The sequence below is a fragment of the Acidisoma sp. L85 genome (assembly GCF_009765865.1).
Taxonomy (GTDB): Bacteria; Pseudomonadota; Alphaproteobacteria; order Acetobacterales; family Acetobacteraceae; genus Acidisoma.
On the sequence record NZ_LMUQ01000039.1, the window covers coordinates 214,647 to 237,889 of the forward strand.

26 protein-coding genes and 1 other RNA gene are annotated in these 23,243 nt (G+C 64.1%); 10 read left to right on the forward strand and 17 right to left on the reverse strand.

Features of this window, described 5'->3' with window-relative positions:
• Nucleotide 1 precedes the first annotated feature (1 nt).
• The 6 genes from GSQ83_RS11235 to GSQ83_RS11260 all read left to right on the forward strand — a co-directional run bounded on the left by GSQ83_RS11235 (nt 2) and on the right by GSQ83_RS11260 (nt 5,582).
• Nucleotides 2-670 (forward strand): hypothetical protein, encoded by a 669-nt coding sequence (locus GSQ83_RS11235; RefSeq protein WP_216850049.1) that lies wholly within the window; start codon nt 2-4, stop codon nt 668-670.
• A gap of 117 nt (nt 671-787) precedes the next feature.
• Nucleotides 788-1,483: a septum site-determining protein MinC gene (gene minC / locus GSQ83_RS11240; protein WP_158803144.1), complete on the forward strand. Its 696-nt coding sequence runs from the start codon at nt 788-790 to the stop codon at nt 1,481-1,483.
• Nucleotides 1,484-1,546: 63 nt separating this feature from the next.
• Nucleotides 1,547-2,362: a septum site-determining protein MinD gene (gene minD, locus GSQ83_RS11245; protein ID WP_158802971.1), complete on the forward strand. Its 816-nt coding sequence runs from the start codon at nt 1,547-1,549 to the stop codon at nt 2,360-2,362.
• Nucleotides 2,359-2,646, forward strand: a complete 288-nt coding sequence (gene minE, locus GSQ83_RS11250) for a cell division topological specificity factor MinE (protein ID WP_158802972.1) — start codon at nt 2,359-2,361, stop codon at nt 2,644-2,646. The genes minD and minE overlap by 4 nt, the downstream gene beginning before the upstream one ends.
• A gap of 42 nt (nt 2,647-2,688) precedes the next feature.
• Nucleotides 2,689-4,374 carry an NAD(P)/FAD-dependent oxidoreductase gene (locus GSQ83_RS11255; RefSeq protein ID WP_158802973.1) on the forward strand — a complete coding sequence of 562 codons (1,686 nt, stop codon included), beginning with the start codon at nt 2,689-2,691 and terminating at the stop codon, nt 4,372-4,374.
• A 122-nt stretch (nt 4,375-4,496) separates the two neighbouring features.
• A complete protein-coding gene (locus tag GSQ83_RS11260) occupies nt 4,497-5,582 on the forward strand; it encodes an aromatic ring-hydroxylating dioxygenase subunit alpha (RefSeq protein ID WP_158802974.1) in 1,086 nt (361 codons plus the stop codon).
• Between the two features lie 27 nt (nt 5,583-5,609).
• Here GSQ83_RS11260 and GSQ83_RS11265 read toward each other — a convergent pair whose 3' ends face one another.
• The 9 genes from GSQ83_RS11265 to ssrA all read right to left on the reverse strand — a co-directional run bounded on the left by GSQ83_RS11265 (nt 5,610) and on the right by ssrA (nt 12,769).
• Complete coding sequence (locus GSQ83_RS11265; protein WP_158802975.1) at nt 5,610-6,350, reverse strand: glycosyltransferase family 25 protein; 741 nt, start codon at nt 6,348-6,350, stop codon at nt 5,610-5,612.
• Nucleotides 6,351-7,155: 805 nt separating this feature from the next.
• Entirely contained in the window at nt 7,156-7,278 is a 123-nt protein-coding gene (locus GSQ83_RS30875; RefSeq protein WP_256367091.1) for a hypothetical protein, read from the reverse strand.
• A 290-nt stretch (nt 7,279-7,568) separates the two neighbouring features.
• Nucleotides 7,569-8,636: a tRNA epoxyqueuosine(34) reductase QueG gene (gene queG, locus GSQ83_RS11270; protein WP_158802976.1), complete on the reverse strand. Its 1,068-nt coding sequence runs from the start codon at nt 8,634-8,636 to the stop codon at nt 7,569-7,571.
• Nucleotides 8,633-9,097, reverse strand: a complete 465-nt coding sequence (queF, locus tag GSQ83_RS11275; RefSeq protein ID WP_158802977.1) for a preQ(1) synthase — start codon at nt 9,095-9,097, stop codon at nt 8,633-8,635. The genes queG and queF overlap by 4 nt, the downstream gene beginning before the upstream one ends.
• Nucleotides 9,094-10,209 (reverse strand): tRNA guanosine(34) transglycosylase Tgt, encoded by a 1,116-nt coding sequence (gene tgt, locus GSQ83_RS11280; protein ID WP_158802978.1) that lies wholly within the window; start codon nt 10,207-10,209, stop codon nt 9,094-9,096. The genes queF and tgt overlap by 4 nt, the downstream gene beginning before the upstream one ends.
• Nucleotides 10,206-11,243 (reverse strand): tRNA preQ1(34) S-adenosylmethionine ribosyltransferase-isomerase QueA, encoded by a 1,038-nt coding sequence (queA, locus tag GSQ83_RS11285; protein ID WP_158802979.1) that lies wholly within the window; start codon nt 11,241-11,243, stop codon nt 10,206-10,208. Before queA ends, tgt begins: the two co-directional genes overlap by 4 nt.
• A gap of 18 nt (nt 11,244-11,261) precedes the next feature.
• Nucleotides 11,262-11,657, reverse strand: coding sequence for a VOC family protein (locus GSQ83_RS11290; RefSeq protein ID WP_158802980.1), 396 nt, complete (start codon nt 11,655-11,657; stop codon nt 11,262-11,264).
• A gap of 92 nt (nt 11,658-11,749) precedes the next feature.
• Nucleotides 11,750-12,253 carry an SspB family protein gene (locus GSQ83_RS11295; protein WP_158803145.1) on the reverse strand — a complete coding sequence of 168 codons (504 nt, stop codon included), beginning with the start codon at nt 12,251-12,253 and terminating at the stop codon, nt 11,750-11,752.
• Between the two features lie 172 nt (nt 12,254-12,425).
• Nucleotides 12,426-12,769, reverse strand: a transfer-messenger RNA (tmRNA) gene (ssrA, locus tag GSQ83_RS11300).
• A gap of 6 nt (nt 12,770-12,775) precedes the next feature.
• Here ssrA and thyX point away from each other — a divergent pair.
• The 4 genes from thyX (at nt 12,776) to mscL (ending at nt 15,859) form a co-directional block, all read left to right on the forward strand.
• Nucleotides 12,776-13,708: an FAD-dependent thymidylate synthase gene (gene thyX, locus GSQ83_RS11305; protein ID WP_158802981.1), complete on the forward strand. Its 933-nt coding sequence runs from the start codon at nt 12,776-12,778 to the stop codon at nt 13,706-13,708.
• A 78-nt stretch (nt 13,709-13,786) separates the two neighbouring features.
• A complete protein-coding gene (locus tag GSQ83_RS11310) occupies nt 13,787-14,758 on the forward strand; it encodes a protein-L-isoaspartate O-methyltransferase (RefSeq protein WP_254065623.1) in 972 nt (323 codons plus the stop codon).
• Between the two features lie 39 nt (nt 14,759-14,797).
• Complete coding sequence (locus GSQ83_RS11315; protein ID WP_158802983.1) at nt 14,798-15,235, forward strand: hypothetical protein; 438 nt, start codon at nt 14,798-14,800, stop codon at nt 15,233-15,235.
• A 129-nt stretch (nt 15,236-15,364) separates the two neighbouring features.
• Nucleotides 15,365-15,859 (forward strand): large conductance mechanosensitive channel protein MscL, encoded by a 495-nt coding sequence (mscL, locus tag GSQ83_RS11320; protein WP_158802984.1) that lies wholly within the window; start codon nt 15,365-15,367, stop codon nt 15,857-15,859.
• A gap of 54 nt (nt 15,860-15,913) precedes the next feature.
• On the opposite strand, the gene GSQ83_RS11325 is transcribed toward mscL, so the two are convergent.
• The 8 genes from GSQ83_RS11325 to GSQ83_RS11360 all read right to left on the reverse strand — a co-directional run bounded on the left by GSQ83_RS11325 (nt 15,914) and on the right by GSQ83_RS11360 (nt 23,162).
• Entirely contained in the window at nt 15,914-16,639 is a 726-nt protein-coding gene (locus tag GSQ83_RS11325; protein ID WP_158802985.1) for a hypothetical protein, read from the reverse strand.
• A 128-nt stretch (nt 16,640-16,767) separates the two neighbouring features.
• Complete coding sequence (locus GSQ83_RS11330) at nt 16,768-17,241, reverse strand: TspO/MBR family protein (RefSeq protein WP_256367093.1); 474 nt, start codon at nt 17,239-17,241, stop codon at nt 16,768-16,770.
• Between the two features lie 168 nt (nt 17,242-17,409).
• Nucleotides 17,410-18,381, reverse strand: a complete 972-nt coding sequence (locus tag GSQ83_RS11335) for a CHAP domain-containing protein (RefSeq protein ID WP_254065624.1) — start codon at nt 18,379-18,381, stop codon at nt 17,410-17,412.
• A 272-nt stretch (nt 18,382-18,653) separates the two neighbouring features.
• Nucleotides 18,654-19,004: a RidA family protein gene (locus GSQ83_RS11340; protein ID WP_158802987.1), complete on the reverse strand. Its 351-nt coding sequence runs from the start codon at nt 19,002-19,004 to the stop codon at nt 18,654-18,656.
• A gap of 136 nt (nt 19,005-19,140) precedes the next feature.
• The gene (gene pdxY, locus GSQ83_RS11345) at nt 19,141-19,989 is read right to left on the reverse strand and encodes a pyridoxal kinase PdxY (RefSeq protein ID WP_158802988.1); all 849 of its coding nucleotides are present in this window, start codon (nt 19,987-19,989) and stop codon (nt 19,141-19,143) included.
• Between the two features lie 253 nt (nt 19,990-20,242).
• Nucleotides 20,243-21,034 (reverse strand): hypothetical protein, encoded by a 792-nt coding sequence (locus GSQ83_RS29860; protein WP_216850051.1) that lies wholly within the window; start codon nt 21,032-21,034, stop codon nt 20,243-20,245.
• Nucleotides 21,035-21,114: 80 nt separating this feature from the next.
• Complete coding sequence (locus GSQ83_RS11355; protein ID WP_159013380.1) at nt 21,115-22,407, reverse strand: type II and III secretion system protein family protein; 1,293 nt, start codon at nt 22,405-22,407, stop codon at nt 21,115-21,117.
• A gap of 182 nt (nt 22,408-22,589) precedes the next feature.
• Nucleotides 22,590-23,162, reverse strand: coding sequence for a hypothetical protein (locus GSQ83_RS11360; RefSeq protein ID WP_158802990.1), 573 nt, complete (start codon nt 23,160-23,162; stop codon nt 22,590-22,592).
• Between the last annotated feature and the right edge of the window lie 81 nt (nt 23,163-23,243).

Below are 23,243 nucleotides of genomic sequence, written 5' to 3' on the forward strand. Positions count from 1 at the left end.
CATGAAGGCGGCGACGCGGCGCGACAGCAAGCGGAATGCGCGAGCCATCGTTCTATTTAGACAGCGTAAATGTTTGTCAGACAAAATGTCTGTTCCTGAGAGAAGCGGATCGATGTCGAACATTGTCGGAAGATCGGAGCGCCATTTTCGCCTGGTAAGCGATTCGGGGGCGCCTCTGGCTTTCCGTGTCGCGCCGAGTCGCCAGGCGCCTCAGCCGAAGGCAGTAGGCAAGCCTCCAATTATCGTCCGGAACGACGCTCCGCCGCCCGACGGCGTCGATCACACGGAGCTGCCGACGCTACAGAATCTCGGAAATGCTCCTCCCCACCTCGCTTTAGTCCCGCTCTTCTTCAACAACCTGCAGCGCTATGTTGGTCCCATGTTCTCGCCAGAAAATGCCGGCCACTATCTGCAAATGGGGCCTTATACGATCTGCGGCGCGGACAGATGGGTCAACGGTGTGAAATACGCTCTTGAGGACGGCTCAACCTACGGTATCGTGCGCGACCCTACGGGCCGACTCTTTTTAACCTTCGGCGACAAGATGATTCCTTTCGACAAGGGATCACCTGCGGAACAGCACCGAGCCGTCGAGATGTTGCGCCAGGCAGGCGTCAGCGCCTACGTCTCGGCCCTGTCCGCAAGCCGATCGCGGACAACGAACCGATAGTCCAGATGTAGTGCGCTCGCTAGATGTAGCGGGATCCACGCTTGGCAGCACCCAGCATCTGGTGGATCCGCCGAAAATCCGTTGACCTTTGCCACGTCCGGCAGTACCGGTCGCGCTGTGACAGCCCTCTCCCGCAACCGTCCCAATCTCCGAGTCCGAGGCCGCTCCTTTATGGCTTTCGTGCTCTCGCCCGAGCCGCCTCTGAGCGACTGGATCGCGGAGCTTGACGCCCAAATCGCGCGCTCCGCGACCTTCTTCGCGGGCCGCCCGATCGTCGTCGATCTGTCGGCCGTCCCCGAGTCCGACCCGGGCTTGCCGACGCTGTTTCAGGAGATGCAGGCCCGCGGCATTCGCGTGATTGGCGCCGAGGGCGCGGACGGTCTCACCCCCGCGGCCCAATCAGTGGGCGGTCCGCTCATTGGCGGCCGTCCCGGCGGCTTGTACGAAGTTCCGGTCGATCCGCCGGACGCGCCACCGCCGCCCGAGCCAACGTCTCTCATTCTCGACGAGCCGGTGCGTTCCGGCCAGACCATCGTTTTCCCCAAGGGCGACGTAATTATCAACGGTACCGTGGCCTGGGGCGCCGAGATCATGGCGGGTGGCTCGATCCATGTTTATGGCGCGTTGCGAGGCCGTGCCATCGCCGGCGTGAACGGCACGCCGCAGTCGCGCATTTTCTGCCAGAAGCTGGAGGCCGAATTGATTTCGATCGACGGCCTCTACATGACGGCGGACGACATGGAAGCCTTTCGCGGCCGCTCGGTCCAAGCGCGGCTCGATGGCGAATCGATCATCATCACCGAGTTGAGCTGAGAAAAAGTCATTCGTTCGCCCGGCGCGCGCGCGGGGCAGGGCCAGGCGATAGGGGTGCAGGCAATGGCTAAAGTCTTGGTGGTTACCTCAGGGAAAGGCGGCGTCGGCAAGACGACATCCACGGCCGCGCTCGGCGCCGCGCTTGCTAAGACAGGAAAGAAAGTCGTCGTCGTCGATTTCGACGTGGGCCTGCGCAACCTCGACATCGTCATGGGCGCCGAACGCCGCGTGGTTTTCGACATGATCAACGTGATCCAGGGCGAGGCGAAGCTGAGTCAGGCGCTGATCCGCGACAAGCGAGTCGAGACGCTGTCGATTCTCCCCGCCTCCCAGACCCGCGACAAGGACGCGCTGACGAATGAAGGCGTCGCCAAGGTCATCACCGAACTGCGCGAAATGTTCGACTGGGTGATTTGCGACAGCCCCGCCGGAATCGAGCGCGGCGCCAGCCTCGCCATGCACCACGCGGATGTCGCGGTCATCGTCACCAACCCCGAGGTTTCGTCGGTCCGCGACAGTGATCGCATCATCGGTCTGCTTGATAGCAAGACCGATCGCGCGACCCGCGGTGAGCGGGTCGAAAAGCATCTGCTGCTGACGCGCTACGATCCAGTGCGCGCCGCACGCGGCGACATGCTGAAGACCGAGGACGTGCTGGAGATTCTCTCGATCCCCTTGCTTGGCATCATTCCGGAGAGTCAGGAAGTGCTGCGCGCCTCCAACCTCGGTACGCCGGTGATCTTCAGCAATCCGGATGCGGCGCCGTCCCGCGCCTATATGGATGCCGCGCGCCGCCTGCTGGGCGAGAAGGTGCCCATGACGGTGCCGGGCGAGAAGAAGAGCCTGATGGACAAGCTGTTCGGGCGGAGGGTCGCATGAGTCTATTCGGCTTCTTCAACCGCAAGCCGACCGCGACGATCGCGCGCGACCGCTTGCAGATTCTATTGGCGCATGAGCGCGCGACGCTCGGCGGCAATAGCGATCTCATCGCCGTTCTGCAGGAGGAAATTCTCCAGGTCATCGCAAGACATGTTTTCGTCGAGCGCGACAAGGTGCAGATCAAGCTCGATCGCGGCAACGCTTTCTCGACTTTGGAGATCGGTGTCGAGATCCCGCCCGGCCTAGCCGAGAAACAGCCCAAGGCCGTCATCCGCGCCACCTGACCACCCGGACGGCCTGACGCAGGACAGCCGGGGAGCGCCGCCATGAGCGTGCTGCTGGACACCGAGACCGCGACTCCCGTGCGGCCCGTGACCACCTTCGGGCCTGATTTTCCGTTTGCCTATGATGACTGGCTCGCGCATCCCGCCGGCCTCGGCGCGCTGCCGCCGGAAGCGCTGGGGCGGGAGGTCGCGGTCATCGGCGCCGGCCTGTCCGGCATGGTCGCGGCCCATGAGCTTCTGCGCCTCGGCCTCCGACCGGTGGTCTATGAGGCCGGTCGAATTGGCGGAAGGTTGAGATCAGAGGCTTTCGCGGGTACCGACGGCGTCATCGCCGAACTCGGCGGCATGCGCTTCCCGGTTTCCTCGACTGCGCTCTATCACTACATCGACGCGCTGCGCCTGCCGACCGAGCCCTTCCCCAATCCGCTCGATGCCGCGACTCCCTCGACGCTGATCGATCTCGAAGGCGAGCAGGTCTATGTCGAAGGCGCCGGCGCGCTGCCGCCCCTTCTGCAGGAAGTCGCCGATGCCTGGCGGCATGCGCTGGAGGATGGCGCCGACTTCGCCGCCCTGCAGAATGCCGTGCGGGAGCGGGATGTCGCCACGCTTAAATCTATCTGGAACCGGCTGGTGCCGCTTTGGGACGAGCGCACCTTCTACGACTTCCTCGCCACGTCTCACGCTTTCGCGAATAGAAGCTTTCGGCATCGCGAGATTTTCGGCCAGGTCGGCTTCGGCACCGGCGGCTGGGACAGCGACTTTCCCAATTCCATGCTCGAGATCCTGCGCGTCGTCGCGACCGCGCAGGACGATCACCAACGCTTGATCATCGGAGGAGCCGAACAACTGCCGCGTGGACTGTGGCACCGCCCGGTCGAGCGCGCCGCGCATTGGCCGCAGGGCACATCGCTCGCCGGATTGCACGGTGGCGCGCCGCGGCCCGGCGTCACCCGCATCGCCCGCGAGGCGGACGGAAGACTCGCGCTGACAGATCGGTGGGGTGATACGCGGCGTTATGATGCCGCGATCGTGACCTGCCACTCCTGGCTGCTCACCACCCGCATTGATTGCGACGAGAATCTATTCAGCCAGAAGCTTTGGATGGCGCTGGACCGCACACGCTACATGCAATCCTCCAAGACCTTCGTCATGGTCGACCGGCCCTTCTGGCAGGACCGTGACGCCGCGACAGGCCGCTATCGCATGAGCATGACGCTGACCGATCGCATAACCCGCGGCACCTATCTGTTCGACAACGGTGCCGGTAAACCCTCTGTGATCTGTCTCAGCTATTCATGGATGACGGATGCCATGAAGGTGCTGCCCCTGGATGCTGACGCTCGTGTGCGGCTGATGCTGAGCGCGCTCCGGCGGATCTACCCTGACGTTGATATCGCCAAGCATATCATCGGCGATCCAATCACGGTGTCCTGGGAATCCGACCCCAATTTCCTCGGCGCCTTCAAGGGTGCCTTGCCTGGCCACTATCGGTACAATCGCCGCATGTTCTGCCAATTCATGCAGGACGCCACGCCGCCGGCGGAGCGCGGCCTGTTCCTCGCGGGAGACGGCATTTCCTTCACGCCCGCCTGGGCCGAAGGCGCGGTGCAGACCGCCCTCAACGCGGTCTGGGGTGTGCTGCACCATATGGGCGGGAAGACGGCTCCAGAAAATCCGGGACCGGGTGATGTCTTTGCGGAGATCGGGCCGGTGGATCTCGGTGAATAACTGCCCCTGAAGACGAGCTTTTGTTCCCGAAGCCTTTCTAATGCGAGATCGAAACGAACAAGTCTTATCTCGCTCCGCGGCATCCGCTATGCTTAAGACTTAGGACTGGAGGCCAAGCGACGATGGATCATTCTCTACCGACCACCGAGGCTTTCGATCAGGACGGTCCCTTCGCGCGCGACCTGCGCCGCGTGGCGAGTTCGCCTGATCACTGGTACCCCCTCGCCTGGTCGCGTGAGCTGAAGCCCGGCAAGTCCTTGGCGGTGCGCTATGCTGGCGATCCGATCGTGCTCGTCAGGCCCAAGGCTGGCCCGGTTTTCGCCTTGGAGGATCGCTGCGCCCATCGCCAGGTGCCCCTCAGCAAAGGAATGGTGGAAGGGTGCGCGGTGCGTTGCGGGTATCATGGCTGGGCCTATGACCAGTCCGGCAATTGCACGGATGTGCCCTATCTCGGCAAGGACAAGCTGCCCAACGGGGTCCGCGCCTATCCCTGCGTCGAGAAGGAAGGGCTGATCATGGTCTTCCCCGGCGACAAGGCGTTAGCCCAGAGCGTACCCCTGCCGAACCTCGGCTCGGTCGCGGATCCCAGTTACAAGACCCGCCGCTTCGGCCGTGTCGTTGGCTGCCACTACAGTTTCATGCACGAGAATTTGATGGACATGAACCATCAGTTTCTCCACCGCAAGCAGATGGGCAAGATGCGCCCGCGCTTCCTCGGCCAGGCTCTGGGCGAGGACTGGGTGGAGGCGCGTTACAGCTTCGCCCGGGTCGGCGGCAAGCAGCCCTGGGGCGAGGCCGCGATCTTCGGTCAGCGGCGAGAGCTGGGTGACGGGATCGACGATCAGGACGTCATGACCATCCGCACCGAATACCCCTACCAGACCCTCCGCATCCGCACGAAGGATGAGCGGCCGGTCATGGACCTCTGGATCAGCTACGTGCCGCAGGACCGCGAGCAACGCACCAACCGCACCTTCGGACTGCTTTCGATCAGCCGCCCGAAGATCCCCGGCCTGCTGGAAGCGGCCTGGCCGGTGCTCGTTCTATTTACCGAGCGGATCTTCAAAGAGGACCGCGAGATCGTGGAGGTCGAACAGGCAGCGCATGACGCGCAGGGCTACGACCGCAACCAGGAGGTCTTCCCGGTCATCCGAAATCTCCGCGCACTGCTGCGGCGCAATGGCGAGACGGAGCCATTGCCGGGTTAGGAAGGTGCTGGCCGCGACGAGCGGCCTTCACACGGATAACAGGCGGCCGACCAGTTCCTTGCCTTCCTGTACGGTGCTGAAAGCGGAGTTGTTTGCCGTCAATGCCAGCGCTGGCATGGCCACGTGGCTGGACGCCGTGGCATGGAAGCTGTTCAGCATGAAGTCGATGCTCTCGTTGTCGAAGATCCTACCAAGGAGCGGATAATATTGCTGCGTTCTGCGGAGGGGCAGGCAGAACGCCAACAGACGAGCGGCGCCTTTCGGCGAAACAGCATAGGCGGGAATCCCGAGCGACAAACACAGCCGGAAGCTTTGCGAGACGACGGCCTGGCGATGAAACGACGGCAAGGCGGCTCGCATTCTCGTCTGGTCGAAAGTCGCGTAGCACACGCTTGAACCGTCAAGCACCTCGAACGCGACGAGCGTATCGAAATTGTATCCCCATTGCATCAAATCCCAGTCCTGTGGGAGGTTCTTGAGGATACGACCGGCTTCCTCCGCAAAGTTCCCGCAGAGAACGGCATCGTCTTCGAGAATGGTGGCAGGTTCACCGGTGTGGAGGATGCGTTGCCACTCCGCGATGTGGGACAGCGCGTTGCCCAGGGCACCCATCCGGTACTTGAGATCAGCCGCGACGATTCCTTCCGCGACTAGCGCCGCGAGGTCGAGCGCCTGTCCATCGACCGCCTCGACCTGCTGGGCGTTGGCCAGCGACGGATTGTGGGTCCGGAATGCCGCCCATCGTTCCGGAGTACGGCGCAGGTTCAAAACTCGTAGCTCCATCGCTGGCGCCCCTCGTTGTCGCGTCGAGAGATTAGTTGATAAAGCTGGAGACTTGATTAACGAGACGCTTGACCTTGCGATACGCGGCGATGTGCACCGCCGCTGTCAGGTAAGCACGGGTCTTGCGGAGGACACATTCTGCTTTCGTCCAGCGATCAGTTTTGTGTGATTCGCAATCGATGGACGTGTTTTGGCTTCACTGTCGTGGCATCGCCACGCTGTCTTCAAAATTACACGAACGCGCAATTTCTGCGTCCTTCTCCGGCATCAGGGCGCCGCCGCGTCAGTGCCCATAACGAAGATAGCGATCGCGTTGAGGCCGGTACGGGCGCAGCCCTGCGTGACAAATGCTTCTACGTCCAGATACGGGGGCGGCTTGGAACAAAGACCAAGAATTCTTTTCAGCCCGCTGAAGCGTAAGCAAACAGAAGCTTTTCCAGACTAATTCTGAACTCTCACCAGGAGACAGAGAGATGCCGCCAACCGGTCCATTAGACAACACAACGTCAAATCCGTGGATATACGATACTGCTTCGAGTCAGCCCGATAGGGACTTTTGGGGCAAGCACCAATTGGCAGCCATGGGGATGGGTGCCACAGCCCTCGTGGCTACCGCCGCGATGGTTTACGCCGGGGTCAAAAACGGTCCCCGGCTTTGCGGCCAGGCTTACAACTATTGTCTTGGCGGGGGACCGCCGGCGGGAGACTTTCCGCTCGGACCAATAGACGTCGCAAATGTACTGCCGGAATGCCGGGTGAACATCCCGAACCAGAATGATGTACAGCGCTTCTAACCCGTAAAGTCGCCGCCAGAGGCGAGGCGCGATACCGCCCAGCCGGTGGCCTCCGACAGGACGGGATCGGGTTCGGGCTGCAGCCGTTCCACCTCCTGCCGCAGTCCGCGCTCCCTCAATCAGTCGAGCGTCCGGTTCCTATTCAAGCGACTGCCGCGCTTCGGCGTCGCTGTCGCGGGGATCACCGCGCCGTCTTCAAAATTGCGTGCGCGCGCAATCTCCGCGCCCTGCTGCGGCGTCAGCGCGCCGCGGCACCGGTATCCAACATGAAGACAGCGAATTCGCTTTGGCGCCAGTCAGGGCTCAGCCGTTTTAATCAGACTTATTGCAACGGGAACGCGCAACCGAGGCAAGGAGACTTTCGCGCCGCTCAGCCAAACACACTAGACCTACCGGAAATTCGACACGTTTAGCCCGCAAAGTCGCCGGCTGAAGTAAGGCGTGATACCGCCCAGCCGGCGGCCTCTGATAGGACGGGATCGGGTTCGGACCGCAGCCGCTCCACCTCTGGCCGCAGTCCGCGCTCACCCGAATTGCCGATCGCGATCGCGACGTTGCGCAGAAACCGATTGCGCCCAATCCGCTTCACCGGCGACCCGGCGAAAAGCGCGCGAAACCCTGCATCGTCCAACCGCGACAACGCGGCCAGAGAAGGCGCCTCCAGCTCCGCCCGGGCCGCGAATTTCGCCTCCCGCGCGGCGGCGGCGAAGCGGTTCCAGGGACAGACCGCGAGACAATCGTCGCAGCCGTAAATGCGATTGCCGATGGCCGGACGCAGCGATTCGGGGATCGGTCCGGCATGTTCGATCGTCAGGTAGCTGATGCAGCGCGTCGCCTCCAGCCGGTAGGGCGCCGGAATCGCATCCGTCGGACAAGCCGTCATGCAGCGCGTGCACGAGCCGCAGCGATCGGCGTGCGGCGCATCCGGCGGCAGTTCGAGCGTCGTGAAAACCTCGCCCAGGAACAGCCAGGATCCGTGCTGACGCGACACCAGATTCGTGTGCTTCCCCTGCCAGCCCAGCCCCGCCTGCGCCGCCAGCGGCTTCTCCATGACCGGCGCGGTATCGACGAAAACCTTCACCTCCACACCCGGCGCGGCGCGGGCGACGATGAATTGCGCGAGGTGCTTCAGCCGGCCCTTGATGATGTCGTGGTAATCGCGATGCCGCGCATAGACCGAGATATTGCCCCGATCAGGCTCGCCCAGCGTCGCAAGCGCGTCGCCCTCCGGCGCGTAACTTGTGCCCAGCGATATGACGCTGCGGACGTCGGGCCAAAGCGCGCGAGGATCGCTGCGCTGCTCCACCCGTCCCGCCAGCCAGCCCATCTCGCCATGCTGCCCGGCGGCAAGGAAATCGCGCAGCCCGGCGCCGGTGCGGGCGTCGAGTTTAGCCGCCGCGAACCCCACCGCATCGAAGCCGAGCGCCATCGCCTTGGCGCGAATGGCCCCGCCCAGATCCTCGGCGGCCGGGCTCATCCCCGTCCGCGATAGGGCGGAACACCCTGGTCGGGCAGGAAAATGCCCTCGGGCGGTGCGCCGGTCTGCCAGAACACGTCGATCGGCATGCCGCCGCGCGGATACCAATAGGCGCCGATCCGTAGCCAGCGCGGCGACAGCAACTCGATCAGCCGCGTCGCGATCATCATGGTGCAGCCTTCGTGGAAGCTGCCATGGTTGCGAAAGCTCGTGAGGAACAGCTTCAGTGATTTGCTCTCCACCAGCCATTCATCGGGAATGTAGTCGATGACGATATGGGCGAAGTCCGGCTGGCCGGTCATTGGACACAGCGAGGTGAATTCCGGCGCCGTGAAACGCACGACATAGAGCCGCCCCTGCGCATCGGCGGGCACCCGCTCCAGCACCGCATCCTCGGGCCGCTCCGCCGGGCGCGCGGGCTGGCCGAGCTGGGTCAGGCCCTCATAGGGTTTCTCGGTCATTGGTCCCCTCTCTCCCAGCCGGCGCGAATTTCGGCGCTATAGGCGGCGAGGCGTCCCTCCAGAATAGCGCGACGCGCCCCGGCCACCACCGATTGGTAATAGGTCAGATTGTGCCAGGTCAGCAGCATCGGACCCAGCATCTCCGCGGCCCGGAAAAGATGGTGCAAATAGCCGCGCGCATGGCGCTGACACCCCAGGCAGGCACAACCGGGATCGAGCGGCCCCGTCTCGGCCGCGAACCGCGCATTCCGCAGATTGAGCACCCCGCGCGAGGTATAGGCGCGACCGGTGCGCCCCGCCCTCGTCGGCATCACGCAGTCGAACATGTCGATGCCCCGCGCTATGGAGCCGAGTAGATCATCCGGCGTCCCGACGCCCATGAGGTAGCGCGGCTTGTCCATCGGCATCAGGTCGCCGGTCGCCTCGATCATCGCATACATCGCGGCCTGGCCCTCGCCCACCGCGAGCCCGCCGAGCGCATAGCCCTCGAAACCGATCCCCATCAGCGCCTCGATCGAGCGACGGCGGAGTTCCGGAAACACGCTGCCCTGCACGATGCCGAACAGCCCGTAGCCGTCGCGCGGCACGAAAGCCTCGCGAGACAGCGCCGCCCAGCGCATCGACATTTCCATGGAGGATCGCGCCTGATCCTCCGTCACCGGAAAGGGCGGGCATTCGTCGAGCACCATGCTGATCGTGGCATCCAGCTTGTGCTGAATATCGACCGAACTCGCGGGTGTCAGCCGATGGCGGGACCCGTCGAGATGGGACTGGAAAGTCACGCCATCGGCGTCAAGCTTCCGCAACCCGGCGAGCGACATCACCTGGAAGCCGCCGCTATCGGTCAGGATCGGGCCGGGCCAATCCATCATGCGGTGCAGGCCGCCGAGCGCCGCGACCTGTTCCGCCCCCGGCCGCAGCATGAGGTGATAGGTATTGCCGAGCACGATGCCCGCCCCCGTCGCCCGCACCGCATCGGCGGTCATGGCCTTGACCGTCGCCGCAGTGCCCACGGGCATGAAAGTCGGTGTGGGAACCGTTCCGTGCGCGGTGTGCAGCGTGCCGGCACGCGCCGCGCCGTCTGTCCCAGCGGCGGTCCAGCTCAGGCTCACGCCGCAGGCTCCAGCAGGCAGGCATCGCCGTAGGAGAAAAAGCGATAGCCCTCGGTGATCGCGTGAGCATAGGCGGCCCGCATCGTCTCAAGCCCCGAGAAAGCCGCGACCAGCATGAAGAGTGTCGAGCGCGGCAGATGGAAGTTGGTCATCAGCCGATCGACCGCGCGGAAGCGGTAGCCGGGAGTGATGAAGATATCCGTATCGCCCGCGAAGGCCTGCACCCGCCCCGCCTCATCCGCCGCGCTCTCCAGTAGCCGCAGGCTGGTGGTGCCGACCGCAACGACCCGCCCTCCGGCCGCGCGTGCCGCGTTGATCGCGGCCGCCGCCTCGGCCGTGACCAGGCCACGTTCCGCATGCATCCGGTGCTCGCTCACCTCCTCGACCCGCACCGGCAGAAATGTGCCGACACCGACATGCAGAGTGACCGTGGCCCGGCCGATCCCGCGCGCGTCGAGGGCGGCAAGCAGTTCGGGCGTGAAGTGCAGCCCGGCTGTCGGGGCGGCGACGGCGCCATCCTCCCGTGCGAAGACCGTCTGGTAGTCCGCCTGGTCCTCGGGTCTGGGGCCGTCCGGCCGCGCGATATAGGGCGGCAGCGCCAGGGCGCCGGCCTGTTCCAGTGCAGCGGCAAAGGCGTCACCGTCGCGGTCGAAGCGCAGTGCGACGCTGCCATCCGCGCGGCGCTCCTCCACATCGGCGTTCAGGTCACTGCCTTCGAATCTCAGCGTGTCTCCGGGCGCCAGGCGGCGCGCGTTGCGGGCGAGGGCTTGCCAGGATCCGTCCGGGAGGGGGCGATCGAGGGTGATGCCGATCCGCGCCTCGCCCCGCCGCGCGGTGAGCTGTGCCGGGATCACGCGGGTGTCGTTGGTGACGAGAATGTCGCCGGGCGTCAGCAGGCCGGGCAGGTCTCGGACCCGCCCGTCACCTAGCCTGGACCCATCGACGTGCAGCAACCGCGCCGCGTCACGCGGCCGGGCCGGCGCCTGCGCGATCAACTCGGGCGGAAGAACGAAATCGAAATCGGAGAGGCGCATCGGAGCGAGCGGCGGCGCTCATTCCTCGAGATAAGAGGCGACCTCGATCAGATTCCCGTCCGGATCGCGGCAATAGACCGACTGCATATCGCCGAGCGCGCCAATCCGAGGAACCGGCCCCTCCTCGATCGTGACGCCGCAGCTCGTGAGGTGAAGCACGACATCCTCGGGACCGACGGCGGAGATGAAGCAAAGGTCGGCCGTGCCGGGGGCGGCGAGCTTGGCATTGGGCTTCGCCTCCTGCCCGAGCTGGTGCAGGTTGATCTTCTGGCCGCCGAACTTGAGCGCGGTGCGCCGGCTGCGGCCAAATTCCTCGCGCTCCATGCCAAGCACGCGCTGATACCACGACGCCGTCTGTTCGAGGTTTTGGCAGGTGATCACGAGGTGATCCAGCCGGTCTATCGTAAAACGCATGCAGAGACCCCTCCACTCGGCCGCATCAACGGCATCTGCGCGCGCCATAGCGCAAAAGGCAGCCGGGTGAAAATCCGGGCGCCCGAGCGCCGTCAGTCCTTCGGAGGCGTGCGGCGACGGAAGGCGTCGAGACTGACGATCTGCGGCAGTTCCGATGGCGTGGCGTCTTCCGGCTCGGCCACGACCGGGGTTGCCTCCGGAGGAGCTGCTTCGCGGGCGGTCCCTACATCCATGCGCAGACCGAAGCGCACATGCGGATCCGCGAAGCCAACGATGGCCGCGGCCGGAACCACCAGCGTGGTCGGAATTCCGGAGAAGGAGAGGCCCACCGTGAACTTCTCAGAATCCGCCTTCAGATCCCAAAACTGGTGCTGCAGCACCACGGTCATCTCTTCCGGGTACTGAGCCGAGATTCGGGCCGGAACTTGCACGCCTGGAAAGTCGGTGCGGAAGGTGACGTAGAAATGGTGATCGCCCGGCAAGCCTTGCTCGGCGGCATAGGCGATGGCGCGCATCACCACCTGCCGCTGCGCATCTTCCATCCAAGCCTCGTAAGGAAGGAGGCTCGCCGGCGGCTCGCTAGGCTCGTCACTCATCGGTTTTATCTCCCACTCCGACAGATGGAGGCTGGCCCAGCCAGACCACCCATCGGGCGCCGCGAAGCAGGAGCCATAGCGCGTCACGCCTCGCAGGCAAAGACGCAACCGGTAGTCGAGAGCGCTCACCGCGCCGCAATCCGCGACGAGCCGTGAATTCGATTGTCCTGAAAGTGGGGGGCTTCTGTTGCCCGGTGCCCCCCGAACCGCGCTTTTCAATTACGCAGCAACAGCGACGCGAGCGTCGTTGTCGTTAGCGCCCTTGGTAGCGAATGCAATGTTTCCATTGGCATTTGTACAATGACCCGATAACGGCGGAATCATGCCGAGCGAAAAGTGTCCCTTTACCACGCGTGTCGAGCCTGTTTCGCCCCCATGCGACCCCCAGAGGTCATATGGTGGAGGCGCCGGGTACTGCCCCCGGGTCCACAACGATTATTCCGAACACCGTTTATCGCCGTATCTGGCGAACCAGCGAAAAGAGATATAGCCACTTCCCGCGCGCTTTTGAAGGGGCCACGCATGGACTCGATCGACGGTCAGCTCGGCGGTGAAGGCAAGACGGGAAGCCCAACATTGCGACCGACGGTCCCGGCGCTGGAAGCGCGACTCGAGACTGCCATTCCTTTGCTCGACCACGGTTTCCTCCGCGTGATCGATTATATGGGGGACGATCACGCGATCGTTCAGGCGGCGCGCGTGAGCTATGGCCGGGGCACCCGCAAGGTCAGCGAGGATGCCGGTCTCATCCGTTATCTGATGCGTCACCGGCACACGACGCCCTTCGAGATGTGCGAGATCAAGTTCCACGTGAAGCTGCCGATCTTCGTGGCGCGCCAATGGATTCGCCATCGCATGTCGAGCGTGAACGAATATTCCGCGCGCTATTCAGTGATGGACCGCGAGTTCTATATCCCCCAGCCGGCGCAGCTCGCCGCCCAATCCACCCTCAACCGCCAGGGCCGCGATACGACGCTGACCGGCGATGAGGCGGCCGAGGTGCTCGCCATGCTGCGCGCCGATGCCGACCGCTGCCACGACAACTATGCCTGGATGCTTAACGAAGGCACCACCGAAGCCCCGGCGGACCCGAATCGGCAGGGCCTCGCGCGAGAGCTCGCACGGATGAACCTTACCCTCAACACCTACACCCAATGGTATTGGAAGACCGACCTCCACAACCTCTTCCACTTCCTCTCACTTCGCGCGGATCCGCATGCGCAATACGAGATTCGCGTCTATGCCGACGCGATGCTCGATGTCGCTGAGGCCTGGGTGCCGGTCGCGTGCCAGGCTTTCCGCGATTATCGCCTGGGCGCTGTCAGCTTCTCCGCGCCCATGATGGCGGTGCTCCGCCGGATGCTCGGCGGCGAGACCGTCGATCAGGCGGCGAGCGGTCTTTCAGCGCGTGAGTGGCGGGAGATGATGGCGAGCCTCAATCCCCGTTGTGACTAGGTTCCGCCCTCACCTCTTCCGTTGACCAGGGCCGGGCTTTCCAGCATGGACGGCGCTGAAACGAGACGGAGACCTCGCGTGGTCGTCGATACCCTGAAGTTGCTGTCCCGCCGCGGCCTGCTTGGCGCCGGCGCCGCGCTTGCTGTGCCCGGCATCGCCCTTGCGGCCGACGTCGCCGCGCCCGACGCTGCCGCACCGCCCGTCGCTCCGAAGCCGCCGGTTCCCGCTGAGCCCGCTGTCGTCGAGGCAAGCGCGTCGGCCGTGAAGCGGCCGAGGCGCCCCTGGACTCTCGCACGCTATACGCAGGCCATGGAGGAATCCGGCCGGCCGACGACAATCTCGCAGACCGAATTCGACGCCATCCAGGCTCGCAAGCCTGCCGCCATGAAGCTCATCGAGGGCTACCTGAAGGCACATTTCGGCAGCGTCGATCCGACGGTGATGACGGCCTTCGAGGAAGTCCCGCGCGAATACTACCACTACATGTATGCGGACCACGTCGCCGCGCCGGCGGAAGCCTATGAGACGACGCCGAAACCCTGGGCGATCGGCTACGGCTCCGCGCTGTCGGATTACCTCGGCCAAGCCTATATGACGCAGTTGCTGAACCCGAAGCCCGGCATGACCTCCCTTGAGGTCGGCACCGGCAGCGGCTTTCAGAGTTCGCTGCTGTCGCGCATCGTCGACCATGCCTATTCGATCGAGATCATCCAGCCGCTCGGCCACGCGGTTTCCCACATCTTCAAGCCGCTCGGCTATGACAACGTTTCGACTCGGGTGGGTGACGGCTATTACGGCTGGCCCGAAGTCAAAGACGGCTTCGACGTCATTATCGTCACCTGCGCCGCCGAATACGCCCCGCCCGAACTCTTCAAGCAGCTCAAGCCGCGCGGGCGGATGATCATTCCCATCGGCCAGCCGTTCAAGCGCGGTCAGGTGCTTTACGTCTATACCAAGGACGAGCACGGCAAGATTCACTCTCGCCGCGACGTGGGCGTATTCTTTATTCCGATGACGGGCGCGATCCAGAAGCAACCGAAAGCGACCTGATACCGCCCGCTATTTCAGCCGCCCAGCCGGAGTTTCACCATGAGCCGCATTGCGTCATCGCCTCGCTGGATCCCGGCGGCCCTTGCCTGCCTGGCGGTGGCTGCTTGCACCCCCGCGCAGCAGCCCAGCCGCAGCGAAGAGGCGCAGTATGATGCCTGCCGCCGCCATGCGGATCTCGTAACAACGCGCCAGAACCGCGACATCATGAGCGAGGAAGACCCGATCAGTTCCCCCTATGGCGCCGGTTCGACGTTGCAGGGCACCATGGACACTCTCTCCATCCAGCATCAGCAGCAAGATCTGCTGGCTGACTGCCTCAACCACCTCGATACCCAGCCCGCCAATACGGGTGTCGTCTCGGCTCACCCCGCGGCAGCGGTAGCGGCTGAACCCCTTCCCGTAGCCCCCGCCGACCTCGCGGGACCCAATTCGAGCGACCTTGCGCGCCCCCCCGTTTTGGGCACGCCAAATCCCTGAGACTGCCAGAACATTAGCTCTCGTCTGCCCTCGCCGATTGCCCAGGGTCGACCGCTGCTGTAGTCGCCACCCTTCCCTTCGACCGTCGCGGCATTATTGTCCAGGGAGCACAATCAATCCGGAGGCCCCATGGCCCGTCTCGATCTCAAAGGAATTCCGATCCGCCCGGCATGGCTGACCGAATTTCAGTCCTTCATCATGCGGGGCAATGTTATCGACCTCGCCGTCGGTATCATCATCGGTGCGGCTTTCACGAGCATTGTCAGCAGCCTGGTGAAAGACATACTGACACCGATCCTAGGGCTAGTTGTCGGCGGCATCGACTTCTCGAATATCTTCATCACCTTGAAGGGTCCGCACCTCAATACCCTCGCGGACGCGCAAAAGGCTGGCGCGGCGACGCTGAATGTCGGCGTCTTCCTCAATGCCGTGATCAATTTCCTGATAGTGAGCTTCGCCATTTTCTGGCTGGTGAAGATGGTCACCAAGCTCTATCGGCAGCCGCCGCCCGCCGTGGTCGGGCCCACGACATCCGAAACGCTGCTGGCCGAAATCCGCGATCTGCTGCGCCAGGATGTCGCCGGTCAGCCAAGAGTAGTCATACCGCCTTCACCGCTTCCGTGACGCTTCGGCGGCTACGTCCGTCGCGACCGGGAGCCCCGCCGTCGCGCCGGGCAACTATTGCCCTGAGTTAGAGCTCCCGAAGCCGAGGAAGCCCGAGGCTGGGACCGGGGCGCCGCTGCTATCGCCATAGACGGGCGGCGATTGCGGCGCAGGGCTCGGCTTGAACGTCGACTTCGCTGCCACCGGCGGGGGCGGGTAGCGGCGTCCCTTGCGGGTCTGCGTGACGGTCGAATTGGGCGGCGGCGGACTGAAGAAGCCGACCGGCTCGGCCGCGACATGCTCGTCCCGTTGGCTAAGCCCTAGAGTTGTGGGTGGTGGCGCGTTCATCGGGCCCTGCGCATCCGTGATCTGGGCGCCCTCGGCATGCAGCAGCGTGACCAGCAGGAAGGTGATGTCGTTGCGCCCCAGGCTCACCGATTCGTCGATCGGCGACTGCCCCACGGCGTTGGTCGCACCGAGATCGGCGCCGCGCCCCACGGCATCCCGCGCCGCCGCGAGATCCCCGCGGTCGATTGCATCGAACAACGCCGCATTCGGGGACATCATGTCGCCGGAAATGGTGCCCCGGCTGATGCTCGTTGGCCGAGACGCCCCGGGAAGGCCGGGCTGCGACGGCTGCGCAGGATTTATATCGTTATTCCCTTTGACCACCGGCCCCATAGCTGTGGGAGACGGCAGGTTCGCCTGGGCCTGCGCCATGCGGGGTGCCAAGGCGATGCCGGCCAAAATCGCCACCGAAACCGCTGGCAGCAAGCGGGCATATCTCAAGCTACGGACCATTGACTTGCTCCATCCCTTCTTGACCACCGACGAGAGAGAACTCCCAATCCAGGCGGTCGTCTGTGCCTGATCCAATCCTTGCGGTCATTGCCGCCGGTCAGGCGCCAAGGGTTCAGTCGTGGCAACGATCAGGCGTGACCGCCGTTGAGCCACCAGAACCCCGCATTAAGGTACGCTGCATAGCAGAGGCAAAGCGTCGTCGGCAGCAGTAAAACGGCCGACCAGCTATTTCTTTGCCAGAAACTTGCGATCGTTGCGAGGCTTACCGCAAGTAGCGCCGCAATGATGGCCATTGCGGCGCCCGGCGAATGCAGCCCGAAGAAGGTGGGCGTCCAGGCCGCAGTCAGGGCGATCTGCCACCCCCAAAGCCGCAGGGCCGGCCGCCGGCTAAGCTGCCACGGGCTGACCTGCCGCCAGATGAGCCAGGCAGCGGTGCCGACCATGATATCGAGCACGGTCCATACCGGGCCGAACACCCAGCGCGGCGGGGTCAAGGGCGGGGCGGCCAGCGACAGGTACCAGCCGCTCAGCGCATCGCTCGATGCGGCCGCGCCGGCAAGCTGTACCATGAGCGCAAGACCAACGAAGCCAATCAGCGCCAGAAGCTGCGCGCTGAATGATTCTCCCCCGCCGTGATGCCGTACGTCCTGGAAGACACGCTACTCCCGCTCTACGTCCCACCCTTCTCGCTGAAAAAAGAAGGCTAGGTCGGTCGCTGGGAAGATAAGCCGGGGGCGCGCCGGTTGGAAGCGCGGCGCCGTCCTTGCCGATCAGCGGAGAGAGCGGTCCGGCGCGCTGGTCGCGATCGCCGGCCCGTCAAAGCTCGGCGCCGAAGCGAACTGCACGGATTGCTCGAAGGGGATCCCCTCGAGGCTCCGTATCTGTGGGAGGCTCCGCGCCTGCGCGAGGCCCCGCATCCGCGGCGAGCGCAGATCGGAAGGCGCCTGGTCAATGAGAAGCTGGGGCGCCGCGGTGACCGCGTCGGCGATACGGGTCGAATCACTGGGTTGGCCGTAGATGAAGCCATAGGTCGGGTAGACCGAGCCATATTTCTCGCTATGGCCGAGCGCCACGCGAACCGCTGTCCAGTCGTTGCTCGGCGAGACGTCCACGACCGAGACACCGGCGGAGATGCCCCCGCGGGTATAGGACGGGCCGCCCCAATTGGCCTGGGTCACTAGCACTTCGCGCGGACTGACCACTTCGGTAACCACGGCGACGTGGCCGAGATGCATTCGGCTGTTATTGCGGAAGTTCAGAACGCTGCCGCTCTGCGGCGTATGGCCTCGAGCATAGCGCCCGGCCGCCTCGTTCCACCAGGTATAAGCGTTGCCGGTCAGGTCGATGCCAGAGACCTTCCGGGCATAAGGGACGCACTGCATCCAGCCGCCTTCGTAGACGCCGCTGGAATAGACATTGTCGGCGAGACTGCGCCAGTTGCGGTCCCGCGGGCGCCAAACGGTGCGAATGAAGGTCCGCCCGTGGCGATGCGAAACGAGGGTAACGCGGCGCATTTCGGGCCGGCCCTGGCTGGTTCCAGCCTCGGCGATTGCGGAATCGTAATAGCCCGAACGTGAGTGATGCGCGGAGGCAAAATGCTGCTGCCTCTGGCCAGCATTCGCCTGAGTTTGGTGGCTATGTTTTCGCGAATGAGCTTGCGACGCAGTACCGAAGAGCGACGACCCAGCAATCAGAACCGATGCCAATACAATGAGTTCCCGGGCCTTCTTCGCCTTCGCCATACGCTCTTCTCCTTACCAGCCCGGTCCGCAACCTGCGACCCGTGGGTAACGAAGGCGTGCGCGGGACACAACCTTGAGCCACCTAAAAACGGCGCGCGAGGTCGATTTCGTCCAAAAGGGGGGCCGCCCGATCCTGGATTTAGGGATTTTGTCCTAGAATCGTATACTATTTAGTTCTTATATCAGAACAATTCTGCCAGTTTTTCGTGCGGATCCGCTACGCGAAGGCCGAAGCGCCAGACGACTCTGCGGCCTTTGCGTGACTGCGTGAGCTACTTGCAGGCAGTGACCATAATCTCGACCAGATGGCGGTCATCCGCCATATTCGCCTCCACGCAGGCCCGCGCCGGCGACATGCCCTTCGGCAGCCAGGCCGACCAGATCTTGTTCATCGTTTCGCGGTCTTTAATGTGCTTGACCCAAATTTGCGCTTGCAGCAGGCGCGTTTTATCGGTGCCGTGCTGCTCAAGAAGGTCGTCGATCTGCGCCAGGACCTCCTCGGTCTGACCAGTGACGTCCTTGCTCAGGTCCTGGGCGGTGCAGCCCTGCAGGTAGACAAAGCCGTGGTATTCCACCGCCTGCGCCAGGATAGGTCCGGCATTGGTGCGAATGATCTTGCTCATGGAATGCTCCTTGGTATTGGGAGTGTCGCGCGAGGCGTATCGAGGCGGGCGTATCAGGTTTCGCCGCTCCGGTGCCGCATAGCGGCCGGCTCTTACGCCCTGTTGCGGGCGCACGCCATCCCGGACGCGCGCCCGCCTAGCAGGCGATCGGTTCGAACACCCGGCTGGGCGAGGCGATCTCCTGCTGCGCCGCGACCAGGGCGATCTCCCGCTGACCGAGCGCGAGCGTCTGGCTCAATATGCCGAAGATCGCTGAGCCTGCGGCACTCAGCGCCGCCGCCGCCGAACGCCCCCCCAGCCAATGAACCAGAAAGAGCGCCGCGACGGCATCCCCCGCTCCGTTCACCGAGATCGGCAATAGCGGCATGCGTAGCCAGTGAAACGCGCCGCCCTCCGCCACGAGCATGTCGAGCGCCTCGTCCGGCGTCTCCTCCGTCCTGAGGCTGGTCACGAGCACGATACGCGGCCCCCGCGCCTGGACCGCGCGAACCGCCTCCTGGACCCCCGCGAGGGTGACGCAGGACAGGCCGGTAAGGTGTCTGAGCTCGAAGAGGTTGGGCGTGAGGATATCCGCCGCCGGCAGAATACGGTCGCGTATGAGTTCGGCGACGCCTGGGCGAACATAGACGCCGGTTCCTTCATCTCCGATCACCGGGTCGGCACAGTAGATCGCCGCGGGATTGGCCGCGCGGAGACGCTCCCAGGCTTCCAGCACCGCCTCGGCTACCTCGGGATCACCGAGGTAGCCGGAGAGCAGCGCATCACAGCGAGGCAGGACCCCACGCTCCTCGATCCCAGCAACCAGGTCGCGGATGAGTTGAGGCGGGAAGACTGTGCCGCGCCAGGAACCGTAACCCGTGTGGTTGGAGAACTGGACCGTATTGACGGCCCAAACCTCATGGCCAAGGCGCTGCATCGGAAAGACGGCCGCGGCATTGCCGACATGGCCATAGGAGACCCATGACTGGATGGAGAGGATGTTCATGCCGCCTCCCTACCATGCGGATCAGGGCGGGCCGAAGCCTTGGCGGCGAGAATCCGGCCATGCCCTCGCCGCCATCCCGACCTGACAGATGATCGGCGGCTGCCGTACCTATGCGGGAGGCGCAAGCGCCCTGAGCGGGCGATTGACGGCCGTGATCGCCAGCCATGGGTGCCGCGTGATGCGTGGTGATCTGCCCAGGACGGCCAGACGCCAAGGCTGTGACCGGTGGCGAAAGGTGGAACTTCGCCCGTCGCTAGTTGTTTGTCAGCGGGGCGAAGAGCGCGGCGGGGGCATTGTCTGGTGTCGGCGCAGGCACTTCAGTTCCAGCCGCCGTGGCCGGAGTGGCCGCCTCGCCCGCGGCTACCGCGGCCCCGGTAGCCGCGGCGGTTCCGCCGCCCGCGCCGCCGCCAAGCTCGCCGCCGCCGCCGCCGCCGCCGCCAGCACCGCCACCACCAGCACCGCCATTGCCTTTGTTTCGGTTGTCGTAGCTTTCGATCAGGTCGGCATAAGGCGTTGATGCGCCGGGCGGCAGATCACGGCCCATCAGCAGGTCAGTGGGCTGTGTGACCTGCGCCGCGATCGCTGCGGCGGTACTACAGCCGGGCGGCATGAGTTGGCTGAGGCGCCCGAGGTCGCTTTCGGGCAGGAAACCGCCAGGCAACGCACCGGCCGCCGTGGCACAAGCATCGGCGGTGATGCCAGCCGAGGGCGGCAGCAGAAGCCAGGCCGCATCCGTCGCCACGGATCGCACCATGCGCAGCAGAATCGGATGGCGAGAGAGCCGGGCGACCCGATTGGCACGCGGCAAGGCGGCGGGTCCGGGCGCTTCGATCAGCACCGCCTGAATCCGAGGATCCAGCGTCGCGCGAAGGCTTCGTAAGCGCTGCGCATCCGCCGAAACCGGCTCGTTTCCACCGGGCGTAAAAGCCAACAACATCGTCTCGCGGGGCGCCGGCCCTTGATATCCGTAGGCGGTGAGCGGAGCGGGTACCGGTTCACAGGCGGACAGCGTGCCAAGTGAGACGGCGCAGACAATTGTCCACAACCGACGTCTCCGACCGCGAGACATAGCTTTCCACTCAGGAGGCAAAGTGCCGGGGCGAGCGGGCCACTGAATGAGCGTGTTCATTGGATCGCGAACCCCGCATCGACCGTCACCCCGGGTTGCGGAGGGCGGTCCGTCGGAAGGGGAAAAGCATTCGGGTCGGAAACCGGCTGCGAAATATAGGGGGTTACAAGAATGACGAGTTCCGTTTCGTCATGCTGGTAGCTGCTGGAGCGGAAGAGAGCGCCCAGGATCGGAATATCCCCGAGGAACGGGAACTTCGACAGGGACTGCTGATCGACGCGCTGAAAGAGTCCGGCGATCGCAAGCGTCTGTCCACTCGCCATCTCCACATTGGTCTCGGCGCTTCTGGTCAAGAAGGACGGCACCGAGTTGCCCGCGATCGTGTAGGAGGTGCCGTTGCTGATCTCGCTGACCTGTGGCTTCACCTTCATCGCGATACGATCACCAGGCAGGAGTATCGGCGTGAAGGAGAGCTGAACACCATAGTCCTTGTACTGAATTGTCGTCTGACCGAAACCTTGCGGCACCGGAATGGGCACTTCGCCTCCGGCCATGAATGTCGCTGTCTCGCCCGAGATCGTGGTGAGGTTCGGCTCGGCTAGCGAGGTCATGAGGCCCTCCGATTCCAAGGCGTTGAGAAGCGAGGCCGCATTCACGCTACTCGTGCTGACACCCACCCCGGCATTGGCAAAATTGTTAGAACTTCCGCTCGCCGAACTTGTGCCGCCGTCCGATGAAACGGCACTTGCCGCGATGCCAAGCAGACCGCTTGTCATCAAGCCGAAAGCGAAGCTGCCTGGCTTAGCGAGCACATCCAGGCTGAGACCCAACTGGTTCAGCGAAGAGCGCTGCACCTCGGCGATGCGCACCCGGAGCGTCACTTGTTGCGCCCCGGCGAGTTCGGTTCTGTCGAGCGGCGAGCTGCCTTGCACGCCGAAGGCTTGCGCGGCCGCGTTGGCATCGACAGCGGCACCCAGACCCGCCACCGAACCGCCCAGCACCAGACGGTTATTCATGAACTGGACCGAAACCGAGGAAGCGTCCGCCGGCAATGCCGCTTCCGCGTCGCGCCCGCTGCGCGTGACGCGGATACGAAGCTGTGCCGCTACGCCGTTCTTCGCATTGGTCGCCGTCAATGTGGTCGCACCCGGCCGGCGTCCATACAGATAGAAGACCCGGTTCGTCACCGTCTGCACATCCGCGATGCCCGAATTTGCAACCATGACATTCGCCGCGTCCTCGCCAAGCTGGATCATGCGGCCCTCGCCGACATGCACCTCAAGCTCTCCGCTCGACTGCGCGCGCGCGGCCGAGGAACAGACGGCAACGCCCAGCATGAGAAGAAACACGCCGAACCATCCGATGAACGCTCGCGAATTGATCTTATAGCGGCAATAAATTGGCTCTCGGTTCAATGCGTCTAGTCCTTGCTGATGCTCGGGCTAATCCCGCCGGCTTTTTGGTTTCATCCGCAATGAAATGACCGCAGGCAGGTTGCGCTGTTCGCCGTGTAGTTTCCGTAAAGGCAGTGCTAGTTATCGGTCGCGCCGCGGAAAACCCGCGCATTGGCCTCCGGCGCCGGTGGTATATGAGACACCGCCGTGAGCGCCTGTTCGACGAGCTTGATATATTGCGGCGGCCCGTTGACGGCCACGACCTCGGCCGTCGCGGAAACCGTCAGCGGCCAGCGAGGATCCTCAATCTGCAATTGTTTGATGGTATCGAAGAAGGCATCGTCCGAGGCCTGCGGCAACCGCAGCATCACCGACGTCGCCTCGTCCGTGCTGGAAACGAAAAGCGTGCCACCATAGAAATACCAATCGAGCTGATAGATGGTGGCGAGCCGATCGAGCATGACCCTCGCCGGTGCCGGGTCAAGGCGGCCGCGTATGTGCCCCTTCACACCAGCACTGATATTGACGTTAACGCCGATTTGGTCGCCAAGCGCCGCGAGCACATCCGATAGCTTCTGGTCGATGACCGCGTAGAGGAAGACACGGTCGCCATTCGGGAGCGAGGAAGCAAATGCGGGGGACGCCGCGAGGCCGGGCATCATCTGCAGCGTCACCGCCAAAACCGCATAGAGGGACCAAAGCGAGCGCACGGCTGATCGGGTTCTCCAGCGGGTTATTCGGCCTTCCATATTACAGATTACGAGTTAAGCGCCGGTTAGCGCGTGTCTCGC